The sequence below is a fragment of the Streptomyces sp. NPDC057702 genome, assembly GCF_042799315.1.
In the GTDB taxonomy this organism is placed as follows: domain Bacteria; phylum Actinomycetota; class Actinomycetes; order Streptomycetales; family Streptomycetaceae; genus Streptomyces.
Map to the genome: position 1 here is coordinate 1 of NZ_JBHVJC010000061.1, position 21723 is coordinate 21723.

Annotated in this window: 17 protein-coding genes and 1 tRNA gene; 6 read left to right on the top strand and 12 right to left on the bottom strand. The window is 73.7% G+C overall.

The features are described from left to right. The first annotated feature begins 25 nt into the window (after positions 1-25). A complete protein-coding gene (galK, locus tag ACFVFR_RS30655) occupies positions 26-1177 on the top strand; it encodes a galactokinase (protein WP_383707713.1) in 1152 nt (383 codons plus the stop codon). 130 nt (positions 1178-1307) lie between these two features. Here galK and ACFVFR_RS30660 read toward each other — a convergent pair whose 3' ends face one another. Continuing rightward, on the bottom strand, positions 1308-1757 hold the full coding sequence (locus ACFVFR_RS30660) for a GNAT family N-acetyltransferase (RefSeq protein ID WP_383707681.1): 450 nt from the start codon (positions 1755-1757) through the stop codon (positions 1308-1310). A 389-nt stretch (positions 1758-2146) separates the two neighbouring features. Here ACFVFR_RS30660 and ACFVFR_RS30665 point away from each other — a divergent pair, with 389 nt between their 5' ends. Beyond that, complete coding sequence (locus ACFVFR_RS30665; protein ID WP_383707715.1) at positions 2147-2932, top strand: LuxR C-terminal-related transcriptional regulator; 786 nt, start codon at positions 2147-2149, stop codon at positions 2930-2932. On the opposite strand, the gene ACFVFR_RS30670 is transcribed toward ACFVFR_RS30665, so the two are convergent. After that, positions 2891-3388 carry a MarR family winged helix-turn-helix transcriptional regulator gene (locus ACFVFR_RS30670; RefSeq protein ID WP_383707683.1) on the bottom strand — a complete coding sequence of 166 codons (498 nt, stop codon included), beginning with the start codon at positions 3386-3388 and terminating at the stop codon, positions 2891-2893. The genes ACFVFR_RS30665 and ACFVFR_RS30670 overlap by 42 nt on opposite strands. A gap of 134 nt (positions 3389-3522) precedes the next feature. Here ACFVFR_RS30670 and ACFVFR_RS30675 point away from each other — a divergent pair, with 134 nt between their 5' ends. Further along, a complete protein-coding gene (locus ACFVFR_RS30675; RefSeq protein WP_383707685.1) occupies positions 3523-4386 on the top strand; it encodes a trans-aconitate 2-methyltransferase in 864 nt (287 codons plus the stop codon). A gap of 476 nt (positions 4387-4862) precedes the next feature. Here ACFVFR_RS30675 and ACFVFR_RS30680 read toward each other — a convergent pair whose 3' ends face one another. Together ACFVFR_RS30680 and ACFVFR_RS30685 are read right to left on the bottom strand one after the other, a co-directional pair. Continuing rightward, the gene (locus ACFVFR_RS30680; RefSeq protein ID WP_383707717.1) at positions 4863-5555 is read right to left on the bottom strand and encodes a TetR/AcrR family transcriptional regulator; all 693 of its coding nucleotides are present in this window, start codon (positions 5553-5555) and stop codon (positions 4863-4865) included. After that, positions 5555-6556: an acyl-CoA desaturase gene (locus tag ACFVFR_RS30685; RefSeq protein ID WP_383707687.1), complete on the bottom strand. Its 1002-nt coding sequence runs from the start codon at positions 6554-6556 to the stop codon at positions 5555-5557. The genes ACFVFR_RS30680 and ACFVFR_RS30685 overlap by 1 nt, the downstream gene beginning before the upstream one ends. A 252-nt stretch (positions 6557-6808) precedes the next feature. Between ACFVFR_RS30685 and ppc the strand changes: the two genes are divergently transcribed. Beyond that, entirely contained in the window at positions 6809-9583 is a 2775-nt protein-coding gene (gene ppc / locus ACFVFR_RS30690) for a phosphoenolpyruvate carboxylase (protein WP_383707719.1), read from the top strand. Between the two features lie 270 nt (positions 9584-9853). On the opposite strand, the gene ACFVFR_RS30695 is transcribed toward ppc, so the two are convergent. From ACFVFR_RS30695 to ACFVFR_RS30715, 5 genes are all read right to left on the bottom strand, one after another. Further along, positions 9854-10975: an exo-alpha-sialidase gene (locus ACFVFR_RS30695; protein WP_383707689.1), complete on the bottom strand. Its 1122-nt coding sequence runs from the start codon at positions 10973-10975 to the stop codon at positions 9854-9856. Positions 10976-11631: 656 nt separating this feature from the next. Beyond that, positions 11632-12057 carry a hypothetical protein gene (locus ACFVFR_RS30700; RefSeq protein ID WP_383707721.1) on the bottom strand — a complete coding sequence of 142 codons (426 nt, stop codon included), beginning with the start codon at positions 12055-12057 and terminating at the stop codon, positions 11632-11634. 468 nt (positions 12058-12525) lie between these two features. Further along, positions 12526-13116 (bottom strand): aminoacyl-tRNA hydrolase, encoded by a 591-nt coding sequence (gene pth, locus ACFVFR_RS30705; protein WP_383707691.1) that lies wholly within the window; start codon positions 13114-13116, stop codon positions 12526-12528. A 235-nt stretch (positions 13117-13351) separates the two neighbouring features. After that, positions 13352-13939 carry a 50S ribosomal protein L25/general stress protein Ctc gene (locus ACFVFR_RS30710; RefSeq protein WP_383707693.1) on the bottom strand — a complete coding sequence of 196 codons (588 nt, stop codon included), beginning with the start codon at positions 13937-13939 and terminating at the stop codon, positions 13352-13354. A gap of 363 nt (positions 13940-14302) precedes the next feature. Further along, a complete protein-coding gene (locus ACFVFR_RS30715; RefSeq protein WP_383707723.1) occupies positions 14303-15883 on the bottom strand; it encodes a penicillin-binding transpeptidase domain-containing protein in 1581 nt (526 codons plus the stop codon). A gap of 170 nt (positions 15884-16053) precedes the next feature. Here ACFVFR_RS30715 and ACFVFR_RS30720 point away from each other — a divergent pair, with 170 nt between their 5' ends. Both ACFVFR_RS30720 and ACFVFR_RS30725 read left to right on the top strand, forming a co-directional pair. Beyond that, entirely contained in the window at positions 16054-17199 is a 1146-nt protein-coding gene (locus tag ACFVFR_RS30720) for a LysR substrate-binding domain-containing protein (protein ID WP_383707695.1), read from the top strand. Between the two features lie 368 nt (positions 17200-17567). Beyond that, the gene (locus ACFVFR_RS30725) at positions 17568-18446 is read left to right on the top strand and encodes a serine hydrolase (protein WP_383707697.1); all 879 of its coding nucleotides are present in this window, start codon (positions 17568-17570) and stop codon (positions 18444-18446) included. A 272-nt stretch (positions 18447-18718) separates the two neighbouring features. Here the strand turns inward: ACFVFR_RS30725 and ACFVFR_RS30730 are convergent, their stop codons facing one another. The 3 genes from ACFVFR_RS30730 to ACFVFR_RS30740 all read right to left on the bottom strand — a co-directional run bounded on the left by ACFVFR_RS30730 (position 18719) and on the right by ACFVFR_RS30740 (position 21463). Next, on the bottom strand, positions 18719-19696 hold the full coding sequence (locus ACFVFR_RS30730) for a ribose-phosphate diphosphokinase (RefSeq protein ID WP_383707699.1): 978 nt from the start codon (positions 19694-19696) through the stop codon (positions 18719-18721). A gap of 73 nt (positions 19697-19769) precedes the next feature. Then, positions 19770-21266: a bifunctional UDP-N-acetylglucosamine diphosphorylase/glucosamine-1-phosphate N-acetyltransferase GlmU gene (gene glmU / locus ACFVFR_RS30735; protein WP_383707701.1), complete on the bottom strand. Its 1497-nt coding sequence runs from the start codon at positions 21264-21266 to the stop codon at positions 19770-19772. Positions 21267-21391: 125 nt separating this feature from the next. Beyond that, positions 21392-21463 (bottom strand) — tRNA-Gln (locus tag ACFVFR_RS30740). Between the last annotated feature and the right edge of the window lie 260 nt (positions 21464-21723).

A 21723-nucleotide genomic window follows, 5' to 3' on the forward strand; every position in this document is an offset into this window, starting at 1 on the left:
GCCCGAGGCCGAAGAACGCGCGCGGGTGGCGGCGGCGCGCGCCGGCTTCCGCGCGGCGCACGGCGCCGAGCCCAGCGGCGTGTGGGCCGCGCCCGGCCGGGTCAACCTGATCGGTGAGCACACCGACACCAGCGAGGGCCTGGTCCTGCCGTTCGCGCTGCCGCACGCGACGCTGGCCGCCGCCCGCGCCCGCGCCGACGGGCTGCTGCGGCTGCACTCGGCCGACGTCCCGGACGGGGTGGTCCAGTCGCCGGTCGACGAGCTGCGCCCCGGCTTCGGCGGCTGGGCCGGCTACCCGGCCGGGGTGGTGTGGGCGATGCGGGAGGCGGGGCTGCCGGTCGGCGGGGCCGACCTGCACTTCACCAGCACCGTGCCCACCGGCGCCGGCCTCTCCTCCTCGGCCGCCCTCGAAGTGGCCACCGCGAGCGCCCTGAACGCGCTCTACGGACTCGCTCTCACCGCCGAGCGCCTCGCCCAGCTCGCCCAGCGCGCCGAGAACGCGTTCGTCGGCATGCCCTGCGGGATCATGGACCAGATGGCCTCCGCCTGCTGCACCGCCGGACACGCGCTGTACCTGGACACCCGGAGCCTGGCCCACCGGCACGTCCCCTTCGACCCGGCGGCCCACGGCCTGCGGCTGCTGGTCATCGACACCCGCGTCCGACACGCGCTGGGCGAGAGCGCGTACGCCGACCGACGCGCCGCCTGCGAGCGCGCGGCGCGCGAGCTGGGCGTGCCGGCTCTGCGGGACGTGGCGTACGCGGACCTGGACGAGGCCCTGGGGAAGCTGGCCGCCGACCCCGTCGTGCGGCGCCGGGTGCGGCACGTGGTGAGCGAGAACCGTCGCGTGCGGGAGGTCACCGCCCTGCTCGACGCGGGCGACGTCCGGGCGGTCGGGCCACTGCTGAGCGCGGGGCACGCCTCGCTCCGCGACGACTACGAGGTCTCCTGCGCCGAACTCGACCTGGCGGTGGCGGCGGCCGTGGCGGCGGGCGCGCTCGGGGCCCGGATGACCGGCGGCGGCTTCGGCGGCAGCGCGATCGCGCTGGTGCCCGACGCGGCGGCGGACGCGGTCGCCGGCGCGGTCGCCGGGGCGTTCGCGGCGGCGGGCTACCGCGCCCCGCGCCTCTTCTCGGCCACTCCCGCCCCGGGTGCGCGCCAACTCCCCCTCGACTAGCCCGCGTCGACGGGCCAGGGGCGCGTCGACGCGGGGCGTGCGGAGTGTGGGGGCCGGCGCGCCGGCGGCCTCTTCCCGGCGGGGCGCGCGGGCCGCCGCCGTGGGGTCGCGGGCGGGGGCGGGGTGCGACCTACGTGTCGGCGATGCGCTTGACCAGCAGGTGGTCGGTCTCCCCCGGCGGGTAGTCGGCGACCACGCCCACGATCTGGTAGCCCAGCTTCTCGTAGAAGCGCGGGGCCTGGAATCCCCAGGTCTCCACCCGCGCGCGCAGACAGCCCAGTTCGTCACGCGCCTTGCGCTCGGCCTCGGCCATCAGGCGCGATCCGATGCCCGTGCCGCGCCACCGCTCGTCCACCCAGAGCAGGTCCACGTGCAGCCAGTGGCCCCAGGCGTAGCCGACCAGGCCGCCGGCCAACTCCCCTTCCGCGTCACGCGCGTAGAGCTGGAGCGGCCGTTCCCTGGCCGCTTCGGTGCCGCGCAGTGCCCGCATGACGGGGGATCGGGCGGTGTTGGAGTCCTCCAACCGCTCCTCGATCACATTTCTGCGGTCTTGATTGACTTCTTCCTCAATGTGGAACACGGTTCTCAGCCTAAACAGTTGGCCGGGGCAGTTTTGTCAATTCGCTTCCGTTGCACGACCTCGGTCGTAGGCTGATGCACAGCGCCGGTGGGGGCCGGTGCCTATCAGGGGGCGAGGCAGGCAGGTACGACGCCTGGGGCTGCGTCTTCGGTTCCGCGCGGCGGCGGCCGTTGGGGTTGGTGGCGTGTCCGTGGGTTTCGGCCGGCGGGCTTGAGTTCTGGGCGCCGTACCCGCACTGTGTGCTCGTTTCCCGCGCTCCACCTGGCCGGCTCGACAGGCTAGTACGGTTCCTCGCACGCACCGTTTCGTGGCTTTCTCGCTTTCTGTTCAACGTTCTTCTTTTCTCCGTATCCGCGTTCGCGGGACATGGGTAGTCCATGGGGGTGGCTGTGGCACGTATCCGGGTTCTGGTGGCCGATGACCATCGCATCTTTGCCGAGTCGCTCGCCGCCGCTCTCGCGGCGGAACCGGACGTGGACGTCGCGGCCGCCGGCAGTGGGCCGGCCGCCATGCGTTCCCTGGAGCGGGCGTCGGCCGAGGGGCGGCGCTTCGACGTCCTGTTGGTGGACGCCGACCTGGGCGCCGCCATCAGCGACATCGCGCCACCACGGCCCGAACGGCTGCCCGAGGGAGTGGCCGAGCGCGCCGAGCGTCGTGCCGTGGACGGGATCAGCCTGGTCGACGGGGTGCGCACGGCGCAGCCCGCGGTGCGCACCGTGGTCCTCGCCGAGCGCGACGACCCGCGCCGGGCCGCGCTGGCGCTCCAGGCCGGGGCCAGCGGCTGGGTCGCCAAGGACTGCTCGCTCTCGCGGCTGCTGGCCGTCATCCGGGGCGTCCTGCGCGATGAGACGCACCTGCCGCCCGCGCTGCTGACCGGCGTGCTGCGGGAGCTGACCGCCGCCCGCAAGCACCGCACCGAGAGCGAGCGCCTGGTGGAGTCGCTGACGCCGCGCGAGCGCGAGGTGCTGCGCTGCATGGTCGCGGGGCTGGGCCGCAAGGCGGTCGCGGAGCGGCTGTACCTGTCGCCGCACACCGTTCGTACGCACATGCAAAACGTGCTCGGCAAGCTGGGCGTGCACTCCACACTCGCGGCCGTCGCGCTGGCCCGCCGCGCGGGGGTCGGCCCGGTGGACCTAGCCGGGGAGGTTGTCGAACGGGGCGGTCAGCTCGCGTAGCAGCCCGGCCAGTTCACGGCGCTGTCCCGGGGAGAGCTCGGCCAGGATGGCCCGCTCCTGGGCGAGCAGGCCGGCCAGCGCCTGATCGGCGCGGTCGCGCCCCTCGGCCGTCAGCCGCACCAGGACCCCGCGCCGGTCGCTGGGATCGGGAAGCCGCTCGACCAGGCCCTTCTTGGCCAGCCTGTCGATGCGGTTGGTCATCGTGCCCGAGGTGACCAGCGTCTGCGTCAGGAGCTGCCCGGGGGAGAGCTGGTAGGGGGCTCCCGCGCGGCGCAGCGAGGTCAGCACGTCGAACTCCCACGGCTCCAGTTGGTGCTCGGCGAAGGCGATCCGCCGCGCCCTGTCCAGGTGCCGGGCGAGCCTGCTCACGCGGCTCAGCACTTCCAGCGGTTCCACGTCGAGGTCCGGGCGTTCCCGCCGCCACGCCGCGACCAGCCGATCGACCTCGTCCTCCATGACGATCAGTGTAGTGGGTCTGTCGATATGAAGTCTCTTGACGTCGAGAGATATTTGCGCTGATGCTTGGGCATCGAAGGGCGGGAAGCGCCCTTGCGCTTCAGATCGACCAGAACCTGCAAGGGGGTTCGAACATGCCCGACTCACCACAGTGGGACCCGAAGCAGTACTTACGTCACTCCGCCCTCCGCACACGCCCCTTCCTCGATCTCCTCGCCCGCATCCCCGATCCGCCCGCACCGACCGCCGACCAGGCGCCCGCCACGGACGCGCCCCAGCCGGGCGCGCCCGCCCTCCGCATAGCTGACCTGGGCTGCGGCCCCGGCAACGTCACCGCCCTGCTCGCCACCCGGTGGCCCGACGCGCACATCACCGGGTACGACAACTCCGTGGACATGCTCCGCGAGGCGCAGACGTACGCCGGGCCCACGGAGGGCGGTGGCAGGCTCGATTTCCAGCCTGCCGACGCCGCCACCTGGGTGCCCGACGAGCCGTTCGACCTGATCGTCTCCAACGCGGCCCTGCAGTGGGTGCCGGACCACTCCGAGTCCTTCGAGTCCTGGGTGGGTGCCCTCACCCCGGGCGGCACCTTCGCCTTCCAGGTGCCGGGCAACTTCGTCTCGCCCAGCCACGCCCTGCTGGGCGAACTGTGCGACACCCCGCGCTGGCGCCGCCGCCTCGACGGGCGCGGGCGCCGCTTCGTGCACGTCCTGAGCCCGGCCGACTACCTGGAGCGCCTGCTGGGCCTGGGCTGCGTGGTGGACGCCTGGGAGACCACGTACGTGCAGGTGCTCACGGGTACGGACCCGGTCCTGGACTGGGTCAAGGGCACCGCGCTGCGCCCGATCCTGACCGCCCTGGCCGACGAGCCCGAGGCGGCGGCGGACTTCCTCGCGGAGTACCGCGACCTGCTCCGCAAGGCGTACCCGCAGGGGCCGTACGGCACGGTCTTCCCCTTCCGTCGCATCTTCGTCGTGGCCCGGCGAGGAGACGGGTGACGGCGGCGCACGCGACCGGCGAGGGGGAGTGGCCGGGCCGCTGAGCCCCGCGTTCCGGTAGGCGCCGGCCGGGGCGCGCACGGGGGTGCCGCGCGAGGGTGGCGGTCCCGTGGCGCCGTGGTTCGCGTGTGACCGGAGGGGCTGTTGTGCCGCACGCCTGGGGAGGCCGTGACGGCGCGGACCGATGACCGCGAGGTGCGGCGATGCGGGTGGAATGCCCCGGTGGACCCGTGTCTGCGGGGGCGCGCGCTCCGGTACGTACGCCGTGATGTGCGCGTGCCCACCACGGAGCGGCGCGGGCGGCGACGCCGCCGGGGTCGCGGGCGCGCGAGCGCCCACCGTGCCGTGGCGCGCGGTGTGCGCCGGCGACCCCCACGCGCCGGCGTTCAGCCGCCCGGTGCCTCCGCGCCTCGGCCCCGCCCGCCGAGCCGGAGGGCTCGGGGAACGGGGCCGAGGGGCGTGCGACGCGAACGGGCTCAGCTCTTGCGGTGGCCTATCAGGCGGGGCTTGGGCTCCAGGCCGTCCAGGCCGTGCCAGGCCAGGTTCACCAGATGCGCGGCGACCTCGGACTTCTTGGGCTTGCGGACGTCCAGCCACCACTGGCCGGTGAGGGCCACCATGCCGACCAGGGCCTGGGCGTAGAGCGGGGCCAGCTTGGCGTCGAAGCCGCGGGCCTTGAACTCCAGGCCCAGGATGTCCTCGACCTGGGTGGCGATGTCGCTGATCAGCGAGGCGAAGGTGCCCGTGGACTGGGCCACGGGGGAGTCCCGCACCAGGATGCGGAAGCCGTCGGTGTACTGGTCGATGTAGTCGAGCAGGGCGAACGCCGCCTGTTCGAGCAGCTCGCGCGGGTGCCCGGCGGTCAGGGCGCCGGTCACCATGTCGAGGAGCTGGCGCATCTCGCGGTCCACCACGACGGCGTACAGGCCCTCCTTGCCGCCGAAGTGCTCGTAGACCACCGGCTTGGAGACCCCGGCCTTGGCCGCGATCTCCTCGACCGAGGTCCCCTCGAAGCCGCGCTCGGCGAAGAGCGTGCGACCGATGTCCAGCAGTTGCTCGCGGCGCTCCTTGCCGGTCATGCGGATACGCCGCGCCCGCCGACCCCCGGTGCTCCCGGACCGGCTTTTGCTGCTGCTACTGGTGTTGCTGTCGATCGCCACGTCCTCCATCATGCCGCGCCGGCGGTGTCCTTCACCCGATCGGCGGTGGCGTCCTTGCGGCGGGCGTCGATCCGGTTGGTGGTGGGCCAGCGCACGTCGTAGGCCCAGCCCGCCTTCTCGAACCAGCGGATGATGCGGGCGCTGGAGTCGAGCTGGCCGCGCATCACGCCGTGCCGGGCGCTCGTGGGGTCCGCGTGGTGGAGGTTGTGCCAGGACTCGCCGCAGGAGAGCACCGCGAGCCACCAGACGTTCCCCGAGCGGTCACGGGACTTGAACGGCCGCTTGCCCACCGCGTGGCAGATGGAGTTGATCGACCACGTCACGTGGTGCAGCAGCGCGACCCGCACCAGCGAGCCCCAGAAGAAGGCGGTCAGCGCGCCCTGCCAGGACCAGGTCACCAGGCCGCCGACCAGCGGGGGCAGGCCCAGCGAGATGATCGTCCACAGCACGAACTGGCGGGAGATCCGGCGCAGCGCGGGGTCCTTGACCAGGTCCGGTGCGTACTTGTGCTGCGGGGTCTGCTCCTCGTTGAACATCCAGCCGATGTGCGCCCACCACAGGCCCTTCAGCAGGGCCGGCACACTCTCGCCGTACCGCCAGGGGGAGTGCGGGTCACCCTCGGCGTCGGAGAACTTGTGGTGCTTGCGGTGGTCGGCCACCCAGCGGACCAGCGGGCCCTCGACCGCCAGCGAGCCCGCGATCGCCAGCGCGATCCGCAGGGGCCGCTTCGCCTTGAATGAACCGTGCGTGAAATACCGGTGGAACCCGATGGTGATGCCGTGGCAACCGATGTAATACATCGCGACCAGCAGTCCGAGATCCAACCAACTGACCCCCCATCCCCAGGCCAGCGGGATCGCCGCCAGCAGGGCGACGAAGGGGACGACGATGAACAGCATCAGGGTGATCTGCTCGACCGACCCCTTCTTGTCGCCGCCCAGCGTCGCGGATGGAACGGGGGATTCCGGGGCTTTTGGCACGTCGTCGATCACGTCGGGGCTTGCAGTCATGGGTTCCCTCGGGAGGGTCGGGGCACGGCTACGCATACGTAACCTACGGCTACGTAAGTATGGCAGGGCCGCGCCTTGGGACAAGGGCCTGTGGATAACGGGCGATGCGGCGCCCGCGACCAGGGGTCCTATCCTGGTGCGGTCGGACAGCGCGGTCCGCGAAATCGCCCAAAGTGCTCGTACTCGCAAGGAGCCGCACCTGTGAGCAGTGCCGAGACCGCCAGCAACGCCAGCCCGGTCCCCGAGGAAGCGATCCCCAACGACGCTGCCACGAGTGCCGCGGACGCCACCCGACAGGGCGCGGCCCTGCGGGCGGACATCCGCCGCCTGGGTGACCTGCTGGGAGAGACCCTCGTCCGCCAGGAGGGCCGCGACCTCCTCGACCTCGTCGAGCGCGTGCGCGCCCTGACCCGGACCACCGGGACGGGCCAGCCGGAGGGGGGCCAGCAGGGCGAATCGGCCGCCGAGCTCCTCGCCGCCACGGACCTGGAGACCGCCGCCAAGCTCGTCCGGGCCTTCTCCACCTACTTCCACCTCGCCAACGTCACCGAGCAGGTCTACCGAGGCCGTGAGCTGCGTGCCCACCGCGCGGCCGAGGGCGGCATCCTCGCCCGCACCGCCGACCAGCTCAAGGATGCCGACCCCGAGCACCTGCGGGAGACCGTCGCCCACCTGAACGTGCGGCCCGTCTTCACGGCGCACCCCACCGAGGCCGCCCGTCGCAGCGTGCTGAACAAGCTGCGCCGCGTCGCCTCGCTCCTGGACCGGCTCGCCGCCGAGGGCGACAGTCGGCGCACCCAGCTCCGGCTCGCCGAGAACATCGACCTGCTGTGGCAGACCGACGAGCTGCGGGTGGCCCGGCCCGAGCCCGCCGACGAGGCCCGCAACGCCATCTACTACCTGGACGAGCTGCACGCCAACGCCGTCGGTGACGTCCTGGAGGACCTCGCGGCCGAGCTGGAACGCGTCGGTGTCGAGCTGCCCGCCGGCTCCCGGCCGCTGACCTTCGGCACCTGGATCGGCGGCGACCGCGACGGCAACCCCAACGTCACCCCCGAGGTGACCTGGGACGTCCTGCTGCTCCAGCACGAGCACGGCATCACCGACGCCCTCCAGGCCGTCGACGACCTGCGGGCGGCGCTGTCCAACTCCATCCGCAACGGCGGGGCCACCGAGGAGCTGCTGACCTCCCTCCAGGAGGACCTGGAGCGACTGCCGGAGATCAGCCCGCGCTACAAGCGGCTGAACGCCGAGGAGCCCTACCGCCTCAAGGCCACCTGCATCCGGCAGAAGCTCATCCACACCCGCGAGCGGCTGGCCGCCGGCACCCCGCACCAGGTGGGCCGCGACTACCTCGGCACCGCCGAACTCCTGGCCGACCTCCAGCTCGTCCAGGACTCGCTGCGCCAGCACCGTGGCCAGCTCATCGCCGACGGCCGCCTGGAGCGCACCATCCGCACGCTGGCCGCCTTCGGCCTCCAGCTCGCCGTGATGGACGTACGCGAGCACGCCGACGCCCACCACCACGCGCTCGGGCAGCTCTTCGACCGGCTCGGCGAGGAGTCCTGGCGCTACGCCGACATGCCGCGCGACTACCGGCGCAAGCTGCTCGCCAAGGAGCTGCGCTCGCGCCGCCCGCTCGCGCCCTCGCCGGCCCCGCTGGACGAGGCGGGCGCCAAGACGCTGGGCGTCTTCCGCACGGTGCGCGAGGCGTTCAAGCGCTTCGGTCCCGAGGTCGTCGAGTCGTACATCATCTCCATGTGCCAGGGCGCCGACGACGTCTTCGCCGCCGCCGTCCTCGCCCGCGAGGCCGGGCTCATCGACCTGCACGCCGGCTGGGCCAAGATCGGCATCGTGCCGCTCCTGGAGACCACCGACGAGCTGCGCGAGGCCGACCGCATCCTGGACGACATGCTGGCCGACCCCTCCTACCGGCGGCTGGTGGCGCTGCGCGGCGACGCGCAGGAGGTCATGCTCGGCTACTCGGACTCCTCCAAGTTCGGCGGCATCACCACCAGCCAGTGGGAGATCCACCGGGCCCAGCGCCGGCTGCGTGACGTGGCGCACCGGCACGGGGTGCGGCTGCGGCTCTTCCACGGCCGGGGCGGCACCGTCGGGCGCGGTGGCGGCCCCACCCACGACGCGATCCTCGCCCAGCCCTGGGGCACCCTGGAAGGTGAGATCAAGGTCACCGAGCAGGGCGAGGTCATCTCCGACAAGTACCTGGTGCCCTCGCTGGCCCGGGAGAACCTGGAGCTGACGGTCGCGGCCACGCTCCAGGCGTCCGCGCTGCACACCGCCCCCCGCCAGTCGGACGAGGCGCTGGCCCGCTGGGACGCCACCATGGACACCGTCTCGGACGCGGCCCACGACGCCTACCGCGCGCTGGTGGACGACCCGGACCTGCCCGCGTACTTCTTCGCCTCCACCCCCGTCGACCAGCTCGCCGAACTGCACCTGGGCTCGCGCCCCTCGCGCCGCCCCGACAGCGGCGCCGGGCTCGACGGGCTGCGGGCCATCCCGTGGGTGTTCGGCTGGACCCAGTCGCGGCAGATCGTGCCCGGCTGGTTCGGCGTCGGCTCCGGGCTCAAGGCCGCCCGCGAGGCCGGCCTGGACACGGTGCTCGACGAGATGAGCGAGCACTGGCACTTCTTCCAGAACTTCCTGTCCAACGTCGAGATGACGCTGGCCAAGACCGACCTGCGGATCGCCCGGCACTACGTGGACACCTTGGTGCCCGACGAGCTCAAGCACGTCTTCGCGGTCATCGAGGCCGAGCACGAGCTGACCGTGCGCGAGGTGCTGCGCATCACCGGCGGCACCGAACTGCTGGACTCCAACCCGGCGTTGAAGCGGACCTTCCGCGTCCGGGACGCCTACCTGGACCCGATCTCCTACCTCCAGGTCACCCTGCTGCACCGCCAGCGGCAGGCCGCCGAGCGCGGCGAGGAGCCCGACCCGCTGCTGTCCCGCGCGCTGCTGCTCACCGTCAACGGCGTCGCGGCCGGCCTGCGCAACACGGGCTGAGCCACCCCCGCGCGTCGAGGCGCACTGACCGGGCCGGTTCCCCCACGGGGGCCGGCCCGGTCGGCGTCCGGGGGCGCGCCGGCCGGCTGGCCCGCGCGGGCCTCGCACGCGCGGGCGCGTGACGGGTGACCGAGTGACTGGGTGACTGGGGGGCCGGGCGGGCTGGCGCGGGGGCGGTCCCGCCCGGGGGTGTCCGGGCGGTGGCGCCTCTCGTCCGCCTCTCGCGCCCTCCTCGCGCGCGCCCCACCGCCGGCCGCCCGCCGGGGCGTCTCAGCGGCAGGTCAGCCGAACGCGGCGCAGGTCGATGCGCTCGGTGGACCGGGCGACCCCGGTCTCGTAGAGCACCGCGACGCTCCGCTCACCGGTCGCGGCCAGGTCGGAGTAGGCGGCCGGCCCGGCGGTCACCACGGCCTCCCGTCGCCAGGTGGCGCCGGCGTCCGTGCTGCCGCGCAGCGTCAGGTGGCGGCGGTCGCGGGGGTGGTCGGGGGCGGAGAAGAGCAAGGTCGGGCAGGCGGCGCCGCCGGCGTGCGCGAGGGCGCCCTTGACGACGGGGGCCACCAGTTCCGCGCGCGGCCGGAAGGGCGCGGCGAAGCGGGCGCCGCCGTCGGCGCTGTACGCGTCCAGGCGGGTCGCCGGATGCGTGCCGCCCTGGTCGCGGGCGTTGACGTAGAGCCGGCCGTCGGGCAGTTCGGCCACGGCGTTCTCGTCCGGCCGCAGCCGGCCGTCCGCGTGGTGGTCGAGGGCGCCGATGTGCCAGGTGTCGCCGTGGTTGTCGCTGTAGAGCAGATGGGCGCCGGCGCCGGTCGCGCTGGTGTGGTTCGCGGCGACCATCAGCCGCCCCGGATGCCGCTGGGTGAGGGCGATGCCGTGCCCGGGGCCGGTCGCGTACCAGCGCCAGCCCGACCGCTTGACGGCGGCGGTGATCTCCGTGGCCCCGGACCAGGACGCGCCCGCGTCGACGCTGCGCTGGACGTAGACCCGCCGACCGGCGGCGGGCGGCACCGTGCCGGCCTCGATCTGTGGCTGCGTGACGGCCCCGGACTGCCGGGTCGTCAGCAGGACGACGTCCCCGTTGGCCGGATCGACCACGGGCGCGGGGTTGCCCGCCACGTCGCGCCCGTTGTCGGAGACCCGGGCCAACGGCCCCCAGTGGCATCCCCCGTCGGTCGAGCGCCGGCTGACGACCTCGATGTCACCGTGGTCGGCGGCACTGGTACGCCGCCCCTCGGCGAAGGCGATCAGCGTCCCGCCGGTACGGACCAGGGCGGGGATGCGGAAGGTGTGATAGCCGGCGGTACCCGACGCGAACGGGGTCGAGGTGACGCACGGGGTGGCGGTGGGCGCGTCGTCGGACTTCTTGATCGCCTTGGCGGTCAGCGGAATGGCGGTCACCGCCACCACTAAGGCGGCGGCGCCCCATTGGCGTCTTCGGTACGAAAAGGCGTGGATCATGCCTGGACTATGACATCGCGTGAAATGGGTTGCGCGAGAAATTCGCCAACAGTGATTTACGGGAGGCTGATGGGGTGATATCGGGCGTGCGGCGGTGTGGTGCGGAGCGTGACGCGTTTTCGGGCGCCGCGCGGTGGTGCGGGTGGTGTGGTGGGAGGTGATACGGCGCGGTGAATTCCGCTTTACGGGGGTCGGCGCACAAGGGCGCCCCGGCTCGCCTCGGCGCCTGTGGGATGCGGCTGAGCGCGCGGTGGCGGAGTGCGCACACGGTGCCGGACCCGGCCGGACGGCGCGGAGCTCTCGGTTTCGCGGGAGCTTCACGGAATGACGTCGAGTAGGTCAGCTTGCGAAGGTCGGCGCGAACTCTTCGCGATGTCGGCGCGATTTTCCGGAGGAAAGCGCATTTCCCTCGTGACCCGCGTCGCGACGGGATCGGAGCGCGTGTCACCTACGAGGTCCGCAGAGGGCTCGCCACGCCGGGGGCGGGGTATATGGAGTCGACGCGCCGCGCGAGTTCGGCCCCCGCGAGGACAAACCCCGCGCCGCGATCCCCGCTTCTCGCGGCGCGGGGCGGGGCCCTTCCCTGGCCCCGCCCCTCACAGCCCCACGAACGCCGCGCCCAACACCCCCGCTCCCGCCAGGCCGAGAGCCCAGGCGGTGCGGGGCATGCGCAGGCCGCCGGCGAGCAGGACGGAGGCCAGGAGGAGGGCGCCGCCGAGGGGGACCCAGGCGTAGAGGAAGCCGGGGAGGCCGGTGCGGACGGCGTCGTGGGTACCGGGTTTGAGGACGACCGGGAAGCGCTGGCCCTTGCCGTCGGTGACGGTGGCGTCGACGCGCACCGAGGGGTGGTCCTCGCCGCCGGCGGCGTCGGCCGTGAAGGGGCCGGTGCACCAGTCGTCGTGGCAGGCGGCGACCGTGAACGTGCCCCGCTCCTTGCCCTTGGTCAGCATCGCGTGCTGGGCCGTGCCCCAGGACGTCCACACCCCGGCCGCGAGCACCACCAGCACGATCAGGGCCATCATCAGATGCCGGCCGAGCAGCAGCAGTCCGTACGCGCTCTCGCCGGCCCGACGCAGCCGGCCACGGCGCGCGGCGCGGGGCGCGGGGCCACGGGGCGCACGGCCACGGGGTGGGGTGTCTCGCGGAGGCGCGCCGTGACGCGACGCGGGGGCGCGGGGTGCCGTGTGCTCCGGCGCGCCCTCGGGGCGCGCTTCGGGGGCGGGCGCGCCCCGTTGGGCGGGGATGCGGCCCGCCGGGGTGGGAGGCGACGCGGGGGACGTGCCCCGCCCCGTGCTCTCGGAGCTCGTTCCGGTCGGCACCATGGCGGCGATCCTTGGGCCTGGGGGCCGGTCGCGTCAACCCGCTGGTTACGCTTCGGTAGCACCGGTGGCCGCATGTCCGCTATGCCCCCGCCGAGCCGGCCAGGGTGAGCCTCCGCCCAGGTCACGGGCGCGGAAACGGCGCGGCAGTCGGCGGTAGGCGGCGGTACGTCAGGAGTTGTAGGTGCCCTGCGCGCGCTCCAGGCCCTCCAGGACCAGCGCCTCCACCGCGTCCGCCGCGCGGTCCACGAAGTAGTCCAGCTCCTTGCGTTCGGTGGACGAGAAGTCCTTGAGCACGAACGCGGCCACGTCCATCCGGCCCGGCGGGCGGCCGATGCCGAAGCGGACCCGGTAGTAGTCGGGGCCGAGCGCTTTGGTGAGCGACTTGAGGCCGTTGTGTCCGTTGTCGCCGCCGCCGAGCTTGAGCCGCAGCGTCCCGTAGTCGATGTCCAGCTCGTCGTGGACGGCGATGATCCGCTCGGCGGGCACCTTGTAGAAGTCGCCGAGCGCGGTCGTCGGGCCGCCGGAGAGGTTCATGTACGTCATCGGCTTGGCCAGCACCACGCGGCGGTTGGCCGGGCCGGGCGGACCGATGCGCCCCTCGACGACCTGGGCCCGCGCCTTGTGCGTCTTGAACCGGCCGCCCATCCGCTCGGCGAGCAGGTCGGCCACCATGAAGCCCACGTTGTGCCGGTTGGCCGCGTACTCCGGGCCGGGGTTGCCGAGGCCCACCACGAGCCAGGGGCCGTCTGCGTCGCTCATCTGCATGCTCTCCGGTGGGTGGGGCGGATCGGTCGGGCGCGGCCGGTCCGGCGCGTGGCCGGGCGCGTTCCGGGGCGGGTCGCGCGGGCGCGCGTTCGACCGTAGCGGGCCCCGGGGCGGCGCGCGGGCGTGGGGCCCAGCACGCCGCGCGCCGCCGTCCCGCCCCGTGCGGGGCGAGACGGCGGCGGCGGTGTGGTGCGGGGTGACACCGCGCGGGTGTCGGTGACGCCTGGGCTCAGCCCTCGGCGCCTTCGCCCTCGCCTTCGCCCTCGGCCGGGGCCTCGGCCTGCGCGGCGACGACCTGGAGCACGACGGCGTCCTCGTCGACGGCCAGCGTGGTGCCGGCGGGCAGGGTGACGTCCTTGGCCAGCACGGAGTGACCGGCGTCCAGGCCCGCGACGGAGACGGTGACCGACTCGGGGATGTGGGTGGCCTCGGTCTCGACCGGCAGCGCGTTCAGGACGTGCTCCAGCAGGTTGCCGCCCGGGGCGAGGTCGCCCTCGGTGTGGATCGGCACCTCGACGGTGACCTTCTCGCCGCGCTTGACGGTGAGCAGGTCCACGTGGACGAGGAAGCCACGGATGGCCTCACGCTGGATGGCCTTGGGGATGACCAGCTCGTTCTTGCCGTCCAGGTCGAGCGAGAGCAGGACGTTGGGGGTCTTGAGCGCCATCATCAGCTCGTGGCCCGGCAGCGACACGTGGACCGGCTCGGCGCCGTGGCCGTAGATGACGGCGGGGACCTGCTCGGCGCGGCGCAGCCGGCGGGCGGCGCCCTTGCCGAACTCGGTACGGTGCTGGACGGAAACCTTGACCTCAGCCATGGTGCACTCCTCGTAGATAGAGAGATCCGGAAGCCGTCACTCGGCCTACGACAGACCTGCTACGAAGAGCGCGTCGATAACGGATGGGCCTGTACGGGACAGGGCCTCCCTCGCCGAGCAACTCAGCCATGCTACCCGCCCGCCCCCGGCACACCAATTCGAGCGAGCCCGACCCTGATCCCGGCGTCGCCCCCGGCCCCGGCGTCGCCCCCGGCCCCGGCGTCGCCCCGATCCCCGCCTCGTCCCGATCCCGGGCCCGCCCGGTGGGGCCGGTCCAGGCGGCGTTCGGCGGGCCTCACGCGGCGTCCGGCGACGCCCGTCCGGGGGGCCCGTGGCCGGGGTCCGGCGACCGGGACGTGTCGCCTAGCCCGTCGCCTCCAGCACGTCGTGGATGACCGGGCCCGCCGAGTCGGAGCCGTGCTGGGCGCCCTCGACCACGCAGGCGATGGCGATCTCGTCGTCGTAGGCGACCAGCCAGCCGTTGTTCGGCCCCTCCTCGGTGACCTCCGCCGTGCCGGTCTTGGCGCCGATCTCGCCGGGCAGGTCGGCCAGCACCTTGGCGGTGCCGTCGGTGACCGTGTCCCGCATCAGCGAGCGCAGCGTGCGCACCACGTCGGCGGGTAGCTCCTCGGTGCGCGGCCCCTTCCCCTCGCGCGGGCGGCCCCCCTCGCGTACCAGCAGCGGCTGGTGGAACTGGCCGGAGGCGGCGGTGGCCGTGGCCGACGCCATCACCAGCGGGTTGGCCCGCAGCTTGCCCTGGCCGAAGAGCGCGGCCGACTTCTCCGTCGCGTCCCCGGGCACCGGCACGTCGCCGTCGAAGGACGGGGCGCCGGTGGACCACTCCTGGCCGATGCCGAAGTACGTCGAGGAGAAGTCGGTCAGCTCGCGGTCCCCGAGCTTGTCCCGCAGGCTCACGAAGGCCGTGTTGCACGAGTGGATGAAGTCCTCGCGGAAGGTGGCCCCACGGATCTCGGAGGTTTCCACGTTGTGGAACTGCTTGCCCACCGTCAGGTACTTCGGACAGTCCACGACATCACTCGGGCGCACCGCGCCCTTGGTCAGCAGCGCCGCCGAGGTGATCACCTTCATGGTCGAGCCGGGCGCGTAGGTGCCCAGGAAGGCGCGGTTGAAGCCGCCGGCGGGCGTGTTGGCCACCGCGACCACCTCGCCGTCGGCGATCCGCAGCGCCACCAGGCCCGCGTTGCGGCCCTTGGCGTGCCGCTCCAGCGCGCGTTCGGCCGCGGTCTGCACCCGGGGGTCGATCGTCGTCCGCACCGGCCCCCGCCCGGCCCCGGGCCCGCCGAAGCGCGCCTCCGTACGCCGCACGTCCTCGCTCTCGCGGTCGACGAGCTGCACCGCCCCGCGCGGCGTGCCGGCGCCGAGGCCCAGCGCCTGGGTGAGCGAGGGGTGGTCGGCGCCGGACAGCTCGCGCCCGTCCCGGTCCCGCACCTCGGGTGTCCCGTCCTCGCGCACCAGGCGGAACCTCGCCTCCTCGCTGAGCCTGGGGTGGACCAGGCCCAGCTCCCAGCGCACCCGCCAGCCCCCGTCCCGCCGGCTGCCGCCCTCGTCCCCCGCGCCGCGCTCCAGCCGCAGCGCCGAGTCGTACTTCCACGTGCCCAGGCCGCTGATCGGCAGTGTGGCGGCGAACGGCACGCTCGCGCCGTCCTCGCCCCGGGCGGCGGCCGGCCGCGCGGCGAACGCGGGGCGCTCGATGTCCAGGCCCACCGTGAAGTTCCGCAGCGTCGTCTCGGCCCGCTGGGGCGCGTCGGTCAGCGCGGCGGCCTTGCCCAGGTCGCCCGCGGCCCAGTGGTCGAGGAAGGCCCGCGCCGTGCGCGCCGCCGCCGGGTCCGCCTCCCGCGTCCCGCCCGCGCCCCCGGAGTGCCACTCGGCCACCGCCCAGGTGCCGCCACCGGCCACCACCACGGCGGCCACCGCCACCGCCATCCCCACGCGTCGCCCGCGTCGCCCCGCCCGATAGATCCGCACCCGGCCCTCCTCGCTCACCGCGCGCGCCACCACGGCGCCCGCAGGCGCAGCAGAACAGAACCGGCCCCCCTCAGTCCAAGACCCTTATCGCCAGGAAAGTCATAGCCATATGCCTATCATTGCCGCTCATGGACCTGCTGCGGCATCTGCGCTACTTCCGCACGGTGGCCGACGAGCGGCATTTCGGTCGCGCCGCCGAGCGGTTGCGGTTGGCCCAGCCCTCGCTGTCCCAGCGCATCCAGCGCCTGGAGCGCGAGCTCGGCGTACGCCTCTTCGACCGGGGCAGCCGGGGTGTCTCGCTGACCCCGGCCGGGCGGTTGGTGCGCGCGGAGGCCGACGCGCTGCTGGCCGCCGCCGACCGGCTGGAGTCCGTCGTCGCCCGGGTCCGCGACGGCGCGGCCGGCACCCTGCGCGCCGCCGTGCCGCCCGACCTCGGCGGGCCCACCGTCGCCGCGCTGCTCACCGGCTACCAGGACCGCTCCCCGGGCGCCGCCCTGGACCTGCGCGAGCTCACCACGGCCCAGCAGGTACGCGAACTGGCCGCCGGCACCCTGGAGGCCGGGGTCGTCCGCCATCCGTGCCCGGCCGAGGGGCTGAACTTCGGGCCACTGCTGCACCAGCCGCTCGGCGTGCTGCTGCGCGCGGACGACCCGCTGGCCGCCGGCCCCCCTGTCGAGCTGGCCGACCTCACAGGTCGTGACCTGGTCCTTTTCCCACGGGCGACGGCGCCGGCGCTGTACGACGAGACGTTGACCCGCGCGGCCCGCCACGGCTGTACGCCGGCCGCCGTCCACGAGGCCCGGGGCGGCGACTTCGCCCAGGCCCTGGTGCTCTCCGGCGCGGCCGTCGCCCTGCTGCCCGGCAGCGCCGCCGGCCAGCCCGGCGCGCTGTGGCGCCCCCTGGCCGGTACGCCGCTGACCTGGCGCACCTCCACGGCCTGGCCCCGGGACCGGCGGGGGCCGGCGGTGCGGCGGTTCGTCGAGGCGGCGTACGAGGCGCTGCGCGGGGGCGCCGGCATGCTGCTCGACCACCCGCCGGGCCAGCCCCGGCCGCCGGAGACCGGCGCGCCCCTCGGGCCACCCTCCGTCGAGGAGGTGGCCACCGCCGGGCCGTTCGCCGAGGCGGCCACCGCCCCGGGCGCCGAGGCCGGCGATGCCGGGCAGGGCTCGGGCACGCGGCCGGCCCGGCCCGCGCCCGCGCCCACGGGGGAGGAGACTCACCCCCGACCGTCCCGGCCGCTCTACCCCCGCCCCGCATCGGAGTTCCCGCTGTGACCGACCACGAGCCCCGTCCCACCCGGGGCCCCACCGGGCCCGGCCCCGACGACCCCACCGGAGACGGGCCCGGCGGCGAGCCCGCGCCTGGCGGCGAGCCGGGGCCGGGTCGTGCCTCCGCGCTGGGCGACGAGCCCGTGCCTGGCGGCGAGCCGGGGCCGGGTCGTGCCTCCGTGTCGGGGAATGTCTCCGTGCCGGGGGGCGAACCCGCGCCGGCCGGCGACCCCCTGGCACCGGGCGACCGGCCCGCGCCGGGTGGCACATCCGCGCCGGGCAGCGCGCCCGTGCCGAGTGGCGCGGCCAGCCCCAAGCCCAAGCCCAGCCCCAGGCCCCATCCCAGCCCCACCTCCAACTCCCCGCGTCGCCCCGTGGCCCGGGCTGTCGGGCGGATCAGGGGGGCCTTCGCCGACGCGGGGGTCTCCGGGTGGTTGCACGCCCGGGACGTCGACAGCGGCGCGGAGCTCGGGCTGGGTGCCGACACGCTGGTCAGCACCGCGAGCGTGCACAAGCTGTGCCTGGTCGGCACGGTCTTCCGGGAGGCGGCCCAGGGGCGCCTGGACCTGACCCGACAGGTCGAGGTGGGCCCCGAGCGGCGTACCAACGGGCCGACCGGGCTCGCGGTCCTCCTCGATCCGGTCCGGCTCTCGCTGCGGGACCTGGCCGCGCAGTCGATCGCCGTCAGCGACAACACGGCGGCCGACGTGCTCTGGGACGAGGTCGGCCTGGACGTGGTCAACCGCACCATGGCCGACCTCGGGTTGCGCCGGACCCGCGCCGTGCACGCGATGCGCGACCTGTACGCGTCGATGGTCGCCGACGCGGGCGCGGCCGGGGCGGTCGCGCTCGTCGAGCCGGCGACCGTGGCCCGGCTGCGGGTGCTGGACCCGGCGCACACCAACCACAGCACCGCCCGCGACCTGACCCACCTGCTCGCCGCGATCTGGCGCGACGAGGTGTGCGACGGCGAGCACGGCCGGCTGCTGCGGCGCGTCCTCGGCCTCCAGACCTGGAGCCACCGGCTGGCCTCCGGCTTCCCCTTCGACGACGTCCGCGTCTCGGGCAAGACCGGCACCCTGCCCACGCTCCGGCACGAGGCGGGTGTCGTGGAGTACCCCGACGGGGGCCGGTACGCCGTCGCCGTCCTCACCCGCTCGGCCAGCACCGCCGTCACCCTGCCGGCCGCCGACGCGGTGATCGGCACGGCCGCCAGAATCGCGGTGGACGCCCTGCGCGCCGGCACCGGCTGACCTTCGGCCCCACCCCGCCCGGCCGCACGACCCGCCGGGGCCGCGACATGTGACCCGTCGGGGCCACGACGTACGGCGCGCCGTGCCAGGTGTACGCGCCACGGCGTACGTGCCACCGGATGCGCGACCTAGGGCGTACGTCCGGCCGGGGACGCGGGCGTGGGGGTCTGCCGCGTCGGGGCGTACGAGAAGGGCCGCCCCCGGTGGTGCGGGGGCGGCCCTTCTCGTACGTCGGCCTACGGAACGCGCCTACGCGGCGGTCCGGAGAAAGGTCACGCCTGCTCGTCGAAGAGGCTGGTGACGGAGCCGTCCTCGAAGACCTCGCGCACGGCGCGCGCGATGGTCGGCGCCATGGACAGGACGGTGACCTTGTCCAGGTCGATCTCGCTGGGCGTGGGCAGGGTGTCGGTGAAGACGAACTCGCTGACCTTCGAGTTCTTCAGGCGGTCGGCGGCGGGGCCGGAGAGCACGCCGTGCGTGGCCGTCACGATGACGTCCTCGGCACCGTTGGCGAACAGGGCCTCGGCGGCGGCGCAGATGGTGCCACCCGTGTCGATCATGTCGTCCACCAGGACGCAGACCCGGCCACGGACGTCACCGACGACCTCGTGCACGGTGACCTGGTTGGCGACGTCGGGGTCGCGCCGCTTGTGCACGATGGCCAGCGGCGCGCCGAGGCGGTCACACCAGCGGTCGGCGACGCGCACCCGGCCGGCGTCGGGGGAGACGACGGTCAGCTTGGACCGGTCGACCTTGGCGCCCACGTAGTCGGCCAGCAGCGGCAGGGCGAACAGGTGGTCCACCGGGCCGTCGAAGAAGCCCTGGATCTGGTCGGTGTGCAGGTCCACGGTGAGAATCCGGTCGGCGCCGGAGCACTTGAACAGGTCGGCGATCAGCCGGGCCGAGATCGGCTCCCGGCCACGGTGCTTCTTGTCCTGGCGCGCGTAGCCGTAGAACGGCACGATCACCGTGATGCTGCGCGCGGAGGCCCGCTTCAACGCGTCGATCATGATGAGCTGTTCCATGATCCACTTGTTGATCGGAGCCGTGTGGCTCTGGATCAGGAAGCAGTCGGCGCCGCGCGCGGACTCCTGGAAGCGAACGTAGATCTCGCCGTTGGCGAAGTCGAATGCCTTGGTCGGGACCAGGCCGACGCCCAACTGCTGGGCGACCTCCTCGGCCAGCTCGGGGTGGGCGCGGCCGGAGAAGAGCATCAGCTTCTTCTCGCCGGTCGTCTTGATCCCGGTCACAGCAGATCTCCTTGGATTTCACTTCGCGTGCGCTTCCCCACGGTACGCCCCATTTGGCGTACCACCCGCACGCTCACTGATCGGTCTCGGGCTCCGGAACGGCTGCCTGAGCGGCCTGTGCGGCGGCGCTTCCTGGGCGCTTTCGAGCCACCCAACCCTCGATATTCCGCTGCTGCCCACGGGCGACAGCGAGCGAACCCGGGGGCACGTTCTTGGTGATCACCGACCCGGCGGCGGTGTAGGACCCGTCCCCAATCGTGACAGGAGCCACAAACATGTTGTCCGAGCCGGTGCGGCAGTGCGAGCCGACGGTGGTGTGGTGCTTCTTCTCGCCGTCGTAGTTCACGAAGACGCTGGCGGCACCGATGTTGGTGTACTCGCCGATGGTGGCGTCCCCGACGTACGACAGGTGCGGCACCTTGGAGCCCTCGCCGATCTGAGCGTTCTTCATCTCGACGTACGCCCCGGCCTTGGACTTGGGGCCCAGGTCGGTGCCGGGGCGCAGGTAGGCGTACGGGCCGACGGTGGCGCCCTCGCCGATCCGGGCGCCGTCGGCGACGGTGTTGCTGACCGTGGCGCCGGCGCCGACCGTGGTGTTGGTCAGCCGCGAGTGCGGGCCGACCTCCGCGTAGGCGGCCACGTGGGTGACGCCGACGAGCTGGGTGCCGGGGTGGACGACCGCGTCCTGCTCGAAGGTGACGGTCACGTCCACCCAGGTGCTGGCCGGGTCGACGACGCTGACGCCGCTGAGCATCGCCTCGCGCAGCAGCCGCTCGTTGAGCAGCTTGCGGGCCTCGGCGAGCTGGACGCGGTTGTTGATGCCGACGATCTCGTGGTGGTCGGCGGCCACGGCCGCGCCCACCCGGTGTCCGGCCTCGCGCAGGATGCCGAGGACGTCGGTGAGGTACTCCTCGCCCTGGCTGTTGTCCGTACGGACCTTGCCGAGCGCGTCGGTCAGGAGCTGCGCGTCGAACGCGAAGACACCCGAGTTGATCTCCCGGATGGCGCGCTCGCTGTCGCTGGCGTCCTTGTGCTCGACGATGGCGGTGACGGCGCCGCTGGCCGCGTCGCGCACGATGCGCCCGTAACCGGTGGCGTCGGGCACCTCGGCGGTCAGCACGGTGACCGCGTTGCCGTCGCTGGCGTGGGTGCGGGCGAGCGTGCGCAGCGTCGCGCCGGTCAGCAGCGGGGTGTCGCCGCAGACGACGACCACGGTGCCGTCGAGGGCCGTGCCGCTGGCGCGCAGTTCGTCCAGGCCCATCCGGACCGCGTGGCCGGTGCCGTTCTGCTCGTGCTGCACGGCGGTGCGCGCGTCCGGGTCGATCTCCGCGAGGTGACCCCGGACCTGGTCGCGGGCGTGTCCGACGACGACCACCAGATGCTCGGGGGTCAGTTCGCGGGAGGCGGCGACGACGTGTCCGATCAGGGAACGACCGCAGATCGCGTGCAGCACCTTGGGCGTCGTCGACTTCATCCGAGTGCCCTCGCCGGCCGCCAGGACGACCACGGCCGCCGGTGGGATTTCCCCTTTTCGAGCGGTGCCGACATCGCGGGGAAGGTTGGCGCTCACGGGGATACCCTTCGGCTTTTTCGGGAGGTGGACACCCGAAGGATACCGGTGCGTATAAGGGGTGACATGCGGGCGGGTGCCGGTGACGGGCGTACGGGACCGGATAGCGGGCGCTGTCGCGTGGGCTCCCCCGCCAGGACTCGAACCTGGACAAATGGCTCCAAAGGCCACTGTGCTGCCGATTACACCACAGGGGATGGTCAGACGGGCCAAGCCGGGTTGGTAGGTCGGCTGGCCGCGCGGCCTCCAACACTATGCCGTACCGGACGCCCTCGATGCGAGAGTAAAGCCCCCCGGTGCGCGGGGTGCGCGCGGGGCCTGCGAGGTGTCAAGGGGGCGACGGCGGGGGTGACGGTGCGGCAATTCCCGTGAGACGGGTGCTTCACCACGAAAGAAGGCCGTTGACCTCATTCGTCAAAAGGGCGTACTCCCTCCTGAAATCGCCCGAGTTCCCGGC